This window comes from Thermomonospora sp. CIF 1 (assembly GCF_001896795.1).
GTDB lineage: Bacteria > Actinomycetota > Actinomycetes > Streptosporangiales > Streptosporangiaceae > Thermomonospora > Thermomonospora curvata.
Genome location: NZ_MOYN02000011.1, coordinates 160,419 through 172,102 on the forward strand (window position 1 = coordinate 160,419; position 11,684 = coordinate 172,102).

12 protein-coding genes and 1 pseudogene are annotated in these 11,684 nt (G+C 73.8%); 6 read left to right on the plus strand and 7 right to left on the minus strand.

Features of this window, described 5'->3' with window-relative positions:
• Nucleotides 1-132: 132 nt before the first annotated feature.
• Both BUE48_RS05355 and BUE48_RS05360 read left to right on the plus strand, forming a co-directional pair.
• Entirely contained in the window at nt 133-567 is a 435-nt protein-coding gene (locus BUE48_RS05355; protein ID WP_286989126.1) for a GntR family transcriptional regulator, read from the plus strand.
• 27 nt (nt 568-594) lie between these two features.
• Complete coding sequence (locus tag BUE48_RS05360) at nt 595-840, plus strand: hypothetical protein (protein ID WP_012851451.1); 246 nt, start codon at nt 595-597, stop codon at nt 838-840.
• A 273-nt stretch (nt 841-1,113) separates the two neighbouring features.
• On the opposite strand, the gene BUE48_RS05365 is transcribed toward BUE48_RS05360, so the two are convergent.
• A complete protein-coding gene (locus BUE48_RS05365) occupies nt 1,114-2,316 on the minus strand; it encodes an MFS transporter (RefSeq protein WP_286989128.1) in 1,203 nt (400 codons plus the stop codon).
• A gap of 145 nt (nt 2,317-2,461) precedes the next feature.
• On the opposite strand from BUE48_RS05365, the gene BUE48_RS05370 reads away from it, so the two are divergent.
• On the plus strand, nt 2,462-3,076 hold the full coding sequence (locus BUE48_RS05370) for a DUF1707 SHOCT-like domain-containing protein (RefSeq protein ID WP_245536988.1): 615 nt from the start codon (nt 2,462-2,464) through the stop codon (nt 3,074-3,076).
• A 32-nt stretch (nt 3,077-3,108) separates the two neighbouring features.
• Here the strand turns inward: BUE48_RS05370 and BUE48_RS05375 are convergent.
• Nucleotides 3,109-4,066, minus strand: a pseudogene (locus BUE48_RS05375) (class II fructose-bisphosphatase family protein).
• Nucleotides 4,067-4,286: 220 nt separating this feature from the next.
• Between BUE48_RS05375 and BUE48_RS05380 the strand changes: the two are divergent.
• Together BUE48_RS05380 and BUE48_RS05385 are read left to right on the plus strand one after the other, a co-directional pair.
• Nucleotides 4,287-5,006, plus strand: coding sequence for a TetR/AcrR family transcriptional regulator (locus tag BUE48_RS05380; protein WP_012851455.1), 720 nt, complete (start codon nt 4,287-4,289; stop codon nt 5,004-5,006).
• A gap of 20 nt (nt 5,007-5,026) precedes the next feature.
• Entirely contained in the window at nt 5,027-5,743 is a 717-nt protein-coding gene (locus tag BUE48_RS05385; protein WP_245536989.1) for a DUF4245 domain-containing protein, read from the plus strand.
• 126 nt (nt 5,744-5,869) lie between these two features.
• Here the strand turns inward: BUE48_RS05385 and BUE48_RS05390 are convergent, their stop codons facing one another.
• The 3 genes from BUE48_RS05390 to BUE48_RS05400 all read right to left on the minus strand — a co-directional run bounded on the left by BUE48_RS05390 (nt 5,870) and on the right by BUE48_RS05400 (nt 8,131).
• Entirely contained in the window at nt 5,870-6,103 is a 234-nt protein-coding gene (locus BUE48_RS05390; protein ID WP_012851457.1) for an exodeoxyribonuclease VII small subunit, read from the minus strand.
• Between the two features lie 10 nt (nt 6,104-6,113).
• On the minus strand, nt 6,114-7,325 hold the full coding sequence (xseA, locus tag BUE48_RS05395) for an exodeoxyribonuclease VII large subunit (protein ID WP_012851458.1): 1,212 nt from the start codon (nt 7,323-7,325) through the stop codon (nt 6,114-6,116).
• 110 nt (nt 7,326-7,435) lie between these two features.
• Nucleotides 7,436-8,131, minus strand: a complete 696-nt coding sequence (locus BUE48_RS05400; protein WP_012851459.1) for a DUF8129 domain-containing protein — start codon at nt 8,129-8,131, stop codon at nt 7,436-7,438.
• Between the two features lie 311 nt (nt 8,132-8,442).
• On the opposite strand from BUE48_RS05400, the gene BUE48_RS05405 reads away from it, so the two are divergent.
• Entirely contained in the window at nt 8,443-9,405 is a 963-nt protein-coding gene (locus BUE48_RS05405) for a 4-hydroxy-3-methylbut-2-enyl diphosphate reductase (RefSeq protein WP_012851460.1), read from the plus strand.
• A gap of 13 nt (nt 9,406-9,418) precedes the next feature.
• Here BUE48_RS05405 and BUE48_RS05410 read toward each other — a convergent pair whose 3' ends face one another.
• Both BUE48_RS05410 and BUE48_RS05415 read right to left on the minus strand, forming a co-directional pair.
• Nucleotides 9,419-10,033, minus strand: coding sequence for a DUF6542 domain-containing protein (locus BUE48_RS05410; protein ID WP_012851461.1), 615 nt, complete (start codon nt 10,031-10,033; stop codon nt 9,419-9,421).
• Nucleotides 10,030-11,535, minus strand: a complete 1,506-nt coding sequence (locus BUE48_RS05415) for a DNA recombination protein RmuC (protein WP_012851462.1) — start codon at nt 11,533-11,535, stop codon at nt 10,030-10,032. The genes BUE48_RS05410 and BUE48_RS05415 overlap by 4 nt, the downstream gene beginning before the upstream one ends.
• Nucleotides 11,536-11,684 lie beyond the last annotated feature (149 nt).

Consider the following 11,684-nt stretch of genomic DNA (forward strand, 5'->3'; position numbering starts at 1 on the left):
GGGTCGGCCGCGGTGAGGCAGATCACCACATGCCACGATCGGATCGGTCCGGGGCCGCGGCCGCCCCGCCGACGCAAGGCAGCGGACCATGGTGAGCGAGTTCACCCCGCCCGCGAGGGCCTGGAGGCCGATGTGCGGGACCTGCATCTGCCGCTGGACCCTGCCGCCGGAAAGCTGCCGGCGCAGATCGCCGCGGGCGTGCGCGCGGCGGTCCGGGAGGGGCGGCTGGCCGCCGGCGCCCGGCTGCCGTCCACCCGCGCCCTCGCCCGCCGCCTGGGCGTCTCCCGCGGGGTCGTGGTGGCGGCGCCGGCCGGGCTGCCGGGCGTCGCCGTCCGGGGCGTGGCGGCGGGCCTGCACGTGTACGCCGAGCTGCCCGCCTCCTGCGACGAGGAGAAGGTGGTCACCGAGGCCTCGCATCGCGGCCTGCTCCTGCAGGGCGCGGCGCCCATGTGGTCACGGCCGGCAAAGCCCGCCCTCGTACTGGGCTATGGACGGGTAAACGAGGCCCGCCTGAGGTCTGCCGTCGACATCCTCAAGCAGGTGATTGCCCCAGGGGGCGGTGGGTAGAAGGGCAAGGGGAGGAGAGGGGGACCCATGAGCCTGGAGGAAGCAGCGCGTCAACTCAAGCTGGCCGTGCACGACGCGCAGGTGGCGTTCGACTGCGTCGGGCTGGGAGAGCTGGACCGGGCGCAGGAGCACACCATCATCGCGCGCACGGCGGCGGACGCCGCGGCGCTGGCGCTGCAGGAGGCGTTGCGGACCATGGCCCCTGACGAGGCCGCCCGCGAGGGCGAGCGGGCGGTGGCGGCCTTGGAGGACCGGCACACGCCTCCGGTGTGAGTGAACCTTTTCCAACACGCGGCCCAAGGCACCGAGGACGGGAGTCTCGATGGTCTCCAATGCCGCGACGTTGTAGGTCACGGCATCGCCCCTGACCGCGGGCCCCCGTCTCGCCCTGCGGAGACGGCGTGTTGAAAAAGGTTCAGCGACTCTGGCGGCCCGGTGGAGGGGAGGGCCGCCGGAGCAGCCGCGGGAGAAAACAATCGGGGAGATGAGACACGCTGCCGGCGACCGCGCCGCAGGGGCGGCCGTCGCCGGATCTGCATGCCGGTTTCAAGCGGTCGCGGCGGCCGGACGCGCCGCGCCCACCGGTTCCGGGGCGAATCCCCCGGCCAGCGCGACTATGAGGGCGACCAGCACGGCGGGCGCCGCGAAGGCCACTCGCAGCCCGTCGGTGGCGCTGAGCGGGGCGATCGCCCCCATCAGGGCCGCGCCCAGCACGAACCCCACGTAGTTGAAGACGTTCAGCCGCGCCACGGCCACCCCCAGCCCGGTCGGGTCGACCCGCCCGGCGGCCGAGAACGCCACCGGCGCCACCACCGCCAGCCCCAGCCCGGCCACGGCGAACGCGGCGATGGCGGCCGCGGCGCCCGGAGCGGCCACCACGCCGATCATCCCGGCCATCCCGGCCAGCCCGCCGAGCCTGACCACCCGCACCCCGCCCCACCGGCGCACCCCCAGGTCGGCGGCGGCCCTGCTGGCGACCATGGCGATCTGGTAGGCCACATAGCCCAGCGGGACCGCATACCCGGCGGCGCCCAGCTCGTCCTCCAGGTACTTGGCGCTGTAGTTGGAGATCGCCGCGTCGGCCAGGTAGAAGATCCCCATGGCCGCGCCCACGACCAGGACGGGACGCCAGGGCACCCGCCGGGCCGCGGCCTTCAGCTCCGCGGCGCCGGGGCCCGTTCCCTCCTCGCCGCGGCGCAGCAGGCGCGGCCCGGTGAGCAGCGAGACGGCCGCGCCCAGCGCGGCCGGGACGGCAAAGCCCGCCGCCAGGCCCAGCTCCAGCCGGTTGGCCAGCGCCACCCACAGCCCGCCGGCGATCCCGGCCACGCTCCACACCGCGTAAAAACCGGTCAGCAAACTGACGCCGTAGCGGCGCTCGACCGCCACCGCCTGGGCGTTCATGGCCGCGTCCACCGCGCCGACGAACAGCCCGAACAGCGCCACCGCCGCATACAGCAGCGGCATCCGCCCGCCGGTCAGCCCGATCATCGTGACGGCCAGGCACACCCCCGGCTGCGCCCACCGCAGCACCGGGGCGCTGCCGAAGCGGGCGAACAGGGCGCCGGCGGCCACGCTGCCCACCCCGGCGATGACCGGGACGAGCAGCAGCACCACCGCCAGCGTCCCGTCGCTCATGCCATGGGCGTCCTGCACCCGCGGCACCCGGGTCACCAGGGAGGCAAAGCACAGCCCTTGGACGGCGAAGGCGGCGTACGCCGACAGGCGCGCCTGGCGGTCCCGCGGGCTCATGAGCGGTCCTCGAAGCTCAGAAGGAGAACATGAAGAATGTTCGCGTCAGCCTAGAGAGCCGGAAACCGCCCGGTCAATGCCCGCACAAGAGCGCATTCACTTTCTGATCTCCAGCGCCGGCACCCAGGACGCTATCGTCGAATGCGTGGACGTCTCCAGGCCTCCGATCCCCGCGGAACCGGTGACCCGCGTGCACGACCTGCGCGCCTCCGACGCCGATCGCGAGCGCGTGGTGCAGGTGCTCACCGAGGCGCTCGCCGACGGACGGCTCACCCCCGAAGAGCACGCCGAGCGCACCGCCCGGGCCTATGCCGCCCGCACCCTCGGCGAGCTGACCGGCCTGACCGGCGACCTCACCCCGCCGGAGGCGCAGCCCATCCTGGTCGACGACCGCCCCCTGCAGGCCACCTTCGGCTCGCTGCGCCGCGAAGGGCGCTGGGTGATGCCGGTGCGGCTGCCGCTGCTGGCCCTGTTCGGCACCGTCGAGCTCGATCTGCGCGAGGCCATCCTGCAGCGCCGCCACGTCGTGCTCGACACGCTGTCGCTGTGCGGCCGCATCCGGCTGCTGGTCCCCGAGGGCGTGCAGGTGGACGTGACCGGCCGCACCATGCTCAGCACCCGCGAGGTGCGGGTCAGGCCCGCCGACGGGGGACCCACCGTGGAGATCAGCGGGCGGATGATCCTGAGCTCGGTCAAGGCCCGCGCCCCCAAGCGCACGCTGCGCGAACGGGTGCGCGGGCGGCTGCGCCGGACGTCCTGACCATCCGCCCGCCCCTCGCCGCGGGCGGGCCGCTACACCGCCTGGTCGAAGTTGATGGCGCTGTAGGCGCGCAGCTTGCCCAGCTGGTGCTCGCTCTCCACCTTGCGGATGGTGCCGCTGCGCGAGCGCATCACCAGCGAGTGCGTGATCGCCTTGCCCTTGCCGAAACGCACCCCGCCCAGCAGCTCCCCGTCGGTGATGCCGGTGGCGGCGAAGAACACATCGTCGGAGGTGACCAGGTCGTCGGTGGTCAGCACCCGCGACAGGTCGTGCCCGGCCTCGGTGGCCTTGCGCCGCTCGGCCTCATCGCGCGGCCACAGCTTGCCCTGGATGACCCCGCCCATCGCCTTGACCGCGCAGGCGGCGATGATGCCCTCGGGGGTGCCGCCGATGCCCAGCAGCAGGTCCACCCCGGTGCCCTCGCGGGCCGCCATGATGGCCCCGGCCACGTCGCCGGACGTCCTCCACCGCCGAGCCCTTGGCCCGGGCCACCGCCTTGATGTTGTCGGCGATCGGCCGCTCGATGTCCACCACATCGGCCGCCTCCGGCCCGGTGACCAGCTTCTCCATGTAGAAGACCGCCGAGGGGTCGTACATCGAGCCGCGGGCGGCCACCGCGATCACCGCGATGGCGTTCGGCATGCCCATCGAGGTCAGGCGGGTGCCGTCGATCGGGTCCACCGCCACATCGCACTCCGGGCCGCTGCCGTCGCCCACTTCCTCGCCGTTGTAGAGCATGGGGGCGTTGTCTTTTTCGCCCTCGCCGATGACGACCACGCCCCGCATGGACACCGTGTTGATCAATTGGCGCATGGCGTTGACGGCCGCGCCGTCGGCCCCGTTCTTATCGCCCCGGCCGACCCAGCGCGCGGCGGCCATGGCCGCCGCCTCGGTCACCCGTACCAGCTCCATGGCCAGGTTGCGGTCGGGCGCGGCGGGCTCGGTGACCAGCGGCGAGGAGACGGAGTTTCCATCGGACCCAGCGGACATGGCAGACATCGCGTTACAGCCCTTTCGGTCGCAGGTGCCTGAGATTTTCCGTTCGGCCGGCCCGAGCCACAAAATTGGACCAGACCAACCCGACGGTACCCATGCCCCGCCGATCGGCCCTTCACCGGGTCCCCGGCAAGGGACCCGGCTGTTGCGATTGGGTGACCACCTGTAGCGAGGAATCGTTCCCGCCGTCCCATAGGGCGTAATCTCTGCTGTCATGAGCAGCGACATCCAAGTGCCGCCCGGTGAGGCCGGAGCGGGCGGCACGGCCTCGGCGAGCGCCACCTCCGGTGGAGGGGCCGACAACGCGGGCCGGGTCCCCGCGCAGGGCGGGGAGACTCCGGCGCGGGGTTCCGACCGCGGGGCGGCCACCCGCAGCGCCCTGCTCGCCGCGGCGCGGGACGTCTTCGCCGAATGCGGGTTCGCCCAGGCCGCGGTGACCGACATCGTCGCCCGGGCGGGAGCCAGCGTCGGCAGCCTCTACCACCACTTCAACGGCAAGGCCGACCTGTACCTGACGCTGTGGGAGGAGTTCCAGGCCCGCCAGCAGGAGCGCACCCGCCAGGCCGTGCACGCCGCCCGGGCGGCCGGGGAGAGCGACCCGATGCGGCTGTTCATCGCCGGGGCCAACGCCTACCTGGACGGCTGCCTGGCCGACCGGCGGCTCTCCCGACTGTTCGTGCGCGGCGACGGCCCGCCCGGTTTTGAGCGGGTGATGCAAAAGCGGCTGCGCAAGTGGGCCCGCCGCAACGCCGCCCTCTTCCACGCGCCCGACGGGACCGTGGACGAACCGCTGGTCACCGTGCTCACCGGCGCGATGGCCGCGGCCGTCACCGAGATCGCCGGCGAAGAGGACGAGCAGGCCGCCCGCAAGACGGCCTCGGAGATCATGGCCATCATCGAGACCATCCGCAACCCCCGTACGGAGCGCTCCTGACCGTGCGCGATCCTGGCAGCGTGACCGACGAGACCTCGCAGCCGGCCACCCGGCCGCAGCCCTCCGCCCCGGCCGGGGCGCCGGACGCCCCCCACGACACGGCACCGGAGGGCCGGCGGGCCGAAGGGCCGTATGAGGTGAGCCCGGGGGTTTACAAGCGGCTGACCACCGGCCTGGGCGGCTACGCCCTGGCGATGCTGACCTGCCTGCTGCTGGTCGGCCTGGTCGTGCTGATCAGCCCCCGCGAGCACACCGAGAACCTCCCCACCGTCGACTACGGCGTCCACCTGGCCCGGCTGCGCGCCGACGCCCCCTACACCCCCTACGCCCCCGAAGGGCTGCCGTCCACTTGGCGGGCCACCAGCTCCCGGCTGAGCGGCCTGGACGGCGACGACGCCGAGGACCCGGTGGCCTGGCACCTGGGCATGGTGACCCCTTCGGACGAGTACGCCGCGCTGGAGCAAAGCGACGAGCAGCCGGTCAGTGAGTACCTGTGGCGGATGACCAACTCCCGCGAGCCGGTCGGCGTCCAGCAGGTCGCCGGCCAGACCTGGCAGCGCTACTACCGCAGGGACAAGAATCAGCGCTCGCTGGTGCGCACCCTGCCCGGCCTCACCCTGGTGGTCACCGGCACCGCCTCCTATGAGGAACTGGCCGTGCTGGCCGCCTCCCTCAAGCCCCAGCCCAAGGACACGGCCGCCCCCTCCCCGTCGGCCGCTCCCACGAGCGGGTCCTGAGCCCGGCTCCGGCCGCAAAGCCCGCACGACCGCCGGATTCGCCCGGGGACACGGCATCGCGCTTCCCGGGGGCGGAAGCATGCGCTGAAGAGCCGGGCCCGGCGGCTGCTTTCAGGGCCGGCCGCCTCAAAACGGCGGGGCGGAGTCGGGCTCGGCGTCGTCCTCGGCGGCGGCCGTGGCGGCGGCCAGCCGGGCGCGGGCTCCCTCCAGCCACTCCTGGCAGATCTCGGCGAGCTTTTCGCCGCGCTCCCACAGCTTCAGCGACTCCTCCAAGGTGAGCCCGCCGGCCTCCAGCCGCCGCACCACCTCGGCCAGTTCGTCGCGGGCCTGCTCGTAGGAGGGCCTGGTGTCGTCCGTCACGGCGCCCAGCCTAATCCGCCGGTCCGACGGCGGTGGCGCGCAGGCGGCCGCCGGCCAGCCGCACCAGCAGCTCCTCGCCCGGCTCGGCCTGCGCCGCCGCCCGCAGCACCGTCCCGTCCGGGCGCTGCACGATCGCATAGCCGCGCTCCAGCGTGGCGGCCGGTGACAGCGCCCGCAGCCGGGCCCGGGTGTGCGCCAGATGATCGGCCTCCCGCTCCAGGGACGCCGCCAGGGCGCGGCGGGCCCGCTCGCGCAGCCCTTCCACCTGCTCGGCCTTGCGTTCCACCTCGCGCACCGGGTCGGCCAGCGCCGGACGCGAGCGCATCGCCTCCAGCCAGGCCAGCTCCCGCTCCAGCCGCCCGGCCAGGCAGCGCCGCCCCCGGTCGCGCAGCTGCCGGATGAGCCGCAGCTGCTCGCGCACGTCCGGGACGATGTGCTTGGCGGCGTCCGTCGGCGTGGAGGCCCGCACGTCGGCGACCAGATCCAGCAGCGGGCTGTCCTGCTCGTGCCCGATCGCGCTGACCACCGGGGTGCGGGCGGCGGCCACCGCGCGCACCAGCGCCTCGTCGGAGAACGGCAGCAGATCCTCCATCGACCCGCCGCCCCGGGCGATGACGATCACCTCCACCTGCGGGTCGGCGTCCAGCCTGCGCAGCGCCTCCAGCACCTCGGGGACGGCCTGGGCGCCCTGCACCGCGGCGTGCTCGATGCGAAAGCGCACCGCCGGCCAGCGGCGCCGGGCGTTGCGCAGCACATCGTGCTCGGCGTCGGACTCGCGGCCGCAGATCAGCCCGACCACCGCCGGCAGGAACGGCAGCGGCCGCTTGCGCTCGGGCCGAAACAGCCCCTCGGCGGCCAGCACCTGCTTGAGCCGTTCCAGCCGGGCCAGCAGCTCGCCGACCCCGACCGGGCGGACCTCCAGCGCGCTCAGCGAGAAGGCCCCGCGGTTGACCCAAAAGTCCGGCTTGGCGCAGATGACCACGCGGGCGCCGCCGGTCACCGCCGGGCCGGCCGCCTCGAACACCGCCCGGGGGCCGACCACCCGCACCGACATGTTGGCCACCGGGTCGCGCAGCGTCAGATAGACGGTGCCCGCCCGCCGGTTGAGCTCGGTGATCTGGCCCTCCACCCAGATGCGGCCCAGCCTGCCGATCCAGCCGGCCACCGCGTTCAGCACGGTCCGCACCGGCACCGGGGACTCCGCCGAGGTCTGCATCGCCATGCCCGGCAGCCTAACCGCGGGGATGCCGGGGAGCGGCCCTGAACGCCGGACGCCGGGCCCGGTGCGCACCGGGCCCGGCGTCCGGCCGGAAACCGCTCGAAAACGGGTCGTCAGCGGTCGCCGTTGAGCTTGGCGAGGCGGTTCTCATACATGCGCAGCACCTCGGCGCGGGCGGCGTGGTTGCGCTCGTACTCGCGCAGCAGCCGGACCTGCTCGGCGCTCAGCCCGCGCAGCCGGGCCCGCAGCTGCGGCAGCGTGGCCTCGTCGTAGTTGGGCACCGGCAGCTCGGCCGCGGTCTTGGCCGCCTTCTTCGGACCCGGCTCGCCGCGGGCGGCCTGCGGCTCGGGCTTCTCGGACTTCGGCTCAGGCTGCGGCTCGGTCTTCGGCTCAGGCTGCGGGGCGGGCTCGGGACGGGCGGCAGGGGAGGACTCGGCGCCGGCCTTGGCCGCGGGCTTGCCGACCGCGATCTCCTTCGGGGCGGGCCGCGGCCTGGAGCGGGCGGCGGGCGGCTCGGCGACCGGGGTGGGGGCGGCCGCGGTCTCCTCCTCGCCGCCGCGCACCAGCGTCGCCACCCGGTCGGCGACCTTCGCCGCGGTGTGCTGGGCGTCCTCGCGGAGCCGGTGGAGCACCGGCCCCACCCCGTGCTCGCGCAGGTCCTTGTAGTCCCTGGTCACCCGGTCGCTCAGCAGCAGAGCCCGGCCCACGCCGAACATCGCCAGCCGGATCGCGTGCAGCGGGAGGTCGCGGACCTGTTCGCTCACGGCGTGCTGGAGTTGCTGTTTGAGGCGGCGCGGCGACTTGGTCATCGTCCTCGTCTCCCTGCTGTCCCCGGAAATCGGTCTGAAGCGGTTTGGAACAATCGAATGGCGTTGAATCGACACAACACGGCCGTCCTGTATCACTGTGCCGCACCGGTGCGATCACGGGCACCCCGCGCCGGACCCTTCCCGGCGGCCCGGAACGTGGAACGGATCACATCATGGCACCCGGCGGGCTCGGCTCCTTTCCCTGGCCGGTACCCGCCGCGGTTCCGCCGAACACGGGACGGACGGCCCTATTCACCGGGCCGCGGCGTCCGTGGGGCGGGCGGATCCGCCCTCGCCCGTACAATTGGCCCATGACCTCCACCGCCGACCGCCGTGTCCTACTCGCCAAGCCGCGTGGTTATTGCGCGGGCGTCGATCGCGCCGTTCGGACGGTGGAGATCGCCTTGGAGAAGTACGGGGCGCCGATCTACGTCCGCAAGCAGATCGTCCACAACGTCCACGTGGTCAAAACGCTGGAAGAACGCGGGGCGATCTTCGTCGACGAGACCGAAGAGGTCCCCGAGGGCGCCATCGTGATCTTCTCGGCGCACGGGGTGGCCCCGGCGGTGCACGAGGAGGCGCGGGCCCGCAACCTGCGCACCATCGACGCGACCTGCCCGCTGGTCACCAAGGTGCACAAGGAGGCGGTGCGGTTCGCCGCCGACGACTACGACATCCTGCTGATCGGCCACGAGGGGCATGAGGAGGTCATCGGCACCTCCGGCGAGGCCCCCGACCACATCCGCCTGGTCGACGGCCCGGACGATGTGGCCAACGTGCAGGTCCGCGACCCGGACAAGGTGGCCTGGCTGTCGCAGACCACGCTGTCGGTGGACGAGACGATGGCCACGGTGGCGGCGCTGCGCGAACGCTTCCCCAATCTGGTCGACCCGCCGTCGGACGACATCTGCTACGCCACCCAGAACCGGCAGACCGCGGTCAAGCAGATCGCCGCGCAGGCCGAGCTGGTCATCGTGGTCGGCTCGCAGAACTCCTCCAACTCGGTGCGGCTGGTGGAGGTGGCCAAGGAGTACGGCGCCAAGGCGGCCCATCTGGTGGACTACGCCGACCAGATCGACCCGGCCTGGCTGGAGGGCGTCTCCACGGTCGGGGTGACCAGCGGCGCCTCGGTGCCGGAGATCCTGGTCCGCGGCGTGCTGGACTGGCTGGCCGAGCGCGGCTACGACCGGGTCGAGGAGATCGAGTCGGTGCCCGAGAGCATGCGCTTCGCCCTGCCCAAGGAACTGCGCAAGGACCTGCGCGCCCCCGCCTGAGCGGGGCGGGCCTTCAGTCGACCTCGCCGTGGTGCGGCGGCGGGGTGCGGCGCGGGGACTCCTCCCAGCGGACCGGGTCGGCGTTCTCGTCCTCCTGCAGGATCCGGCTGCCCGCCAGGCGCCTGCGCAGGTCGCGCACTTGCTCCGGCAGCCCGCGCGGGATCGCGATGAGCACCACCAGCGCACTGCCCCCATACAGCCAGGGCGCGCCGGTGGCCAGCGAGGTGAGCACGCCCACCAGCACCCCGCGCAGCAGGGACTCCTGACCGAGCGTGGTCAGCGTCTCGGCGACCACGGTGAGCACGAAGAACACCAGCGGCGGGCTCACCGTCAACGTCAGCAGGTCCGCCGGGCGGGTGGTCAGCGCGGCCAGCGCGCAGCCGGCCACGAACCCCAGCCCGGCCAGCAGCTCCAGGTCCAGCCAGCGCGCGGCCAGCGCACCGGTCAGCCCCAGCCCGAACAGGATGACGATGCCGCCCCGGCCGGTGACCGCGCCCGCCGACCGGCCCGGCCTGCCGGACCGGCGCGCCCTGGCGGGCCGGCCGGCTCGGCCCCGGCGCGCCGGCGCCTGCCCCGCCGACGCCGGTGCTGCGTCCCCGGACGGGCCGCGCGACGCCGTAGCGGTCATCTGTCCTCCTCGCTCGCCCCATCGGCATGGCCGTACCCGCCGTCCGCAGGCGGCGTGTTCGCCCGGGCCCGCACCGCCGCCTCAGCGGCCGTCGCGCCATGCCGTTCGTCGACGGGCACGGCGGTGGGACCGTCGGCGTCCCCGGGCGGCGCCTCCCGGCCGACCGGACCGGGGACGACCTGTTTTCCGAAACTTACAGGTCCGGAGGGCGAGTGCGCGGCCGGACGCCGGCCATCGCAGAGGTCATCGGGCGGGCCGGCGGCGGGGGAGGAGCCTGCCGCGGCGGGTTTCGCCGCAAGCTCGGCCGCCGACGGGGCGCGGGGACTGTCGGTCACCGGCCGCGGCGCCCGAAGCGGCTCATCGACCAGGCCCAGCTCGTTCATCCGGCGGGCGCTCACCAGCACCCGGCTCTCCAGCGACCCCACCGCCCGGTTGTAGGACCTGACCGCCCCGCTCAGCGACCGTCCCAGCTCGTCGATGTGGCCGCCCAGCGTGCCCAGCCGCTCATACAGCTGCCGGCCCAGCTCGAACACCGTCCGCGCGTTGCGCGACAGCGCCTCCTGCTGCCAGGCGTAGGCCACGGTGCGCAGCATCGACACCAAGGTGGTGGGGGTGGCGATGTGCACCCGGCGGGAGAGCGCGTACTCCAGCAGCTCGGGGGAGTGCTCCAGGGCCGGCGCCAAGAACGCCTCGCCCGGGATGAACAGCACCACGAACTCCGGCGCCGGGCTGAAGGCCCGCCAGTACGCCTTGGAGGCCAGGTGGTCCACGTGGTCGCGCAGCTGCCGGGCGTGCGCCTGCAGCCGCGCCGTCCGCAGCTTCGGATCGTCGGTGGCGGCGGCCTCCAGGTAGGCGCTCAGCGGCACCTTGGCGTCCACCACGATGGTCTTGCCGCCGACCAGGCGCACCACCAGGTCCGGCCGCAGCGCGCCGTCGTCGCCGTGGCCGGTGACCTGCTCGTCGAAGTCGCAGTGGCGCATCATGCCGGCCAGCTCCACCACCCGCCGCAGCTGCAGCTCGCCCCAGCGGCCCCGGGCCTCGGGCCGCTGCAGGGCGCGCGCCAGCGCCTGGGTCTCCGCCCGCAGCTCTTCGGAGCTGCGCCGCACGAACTCCACCTGCTTGGCCAGCATGGCGTGGGACTCGCGGCGGCCGGTCTCCACCTCCCGCAGCTGTTCGGCCACCTTCTCCAGCGTCTCCCGCAGCGGCGCCACCAGGTGCTCCACGGCCTGCTTGCGCCGCTCCAGCTCACCGGCCGCCTCGGCGCCGGCCGCCCGCAGCCGGGCGTCGGCCAGCTCCAGGAACCGCCGGTTGCTGGCGTCCAGGGCCTTGGCCGACAGGCTTTCAAAGTGCTCCGACAGCCGCTGCTCCAGGCGGCTCAGCTGCTCTTCGGCGGCCTTGGCGCGGGCGACCAGCACGGCCTGGCGGGTGGTGGCCAGCGCGTACCCGGCCACCGCGCCCAAGGCGAGCCCCAGGACCAGGCCGAGCAGCAGCGCGAGATCCATGCCCGAATCGTGGCACCGCAGTGGGGGCGAACCGACTCGACGCGCCGAGACACGGCCCGCCCCGGCAATTAGACTCACCGTTCACCAGTCGGATATGACGGGCGTCTTGCACCGGGCGATGACGTCCACGGACGGCAGGAAGCAGGTAG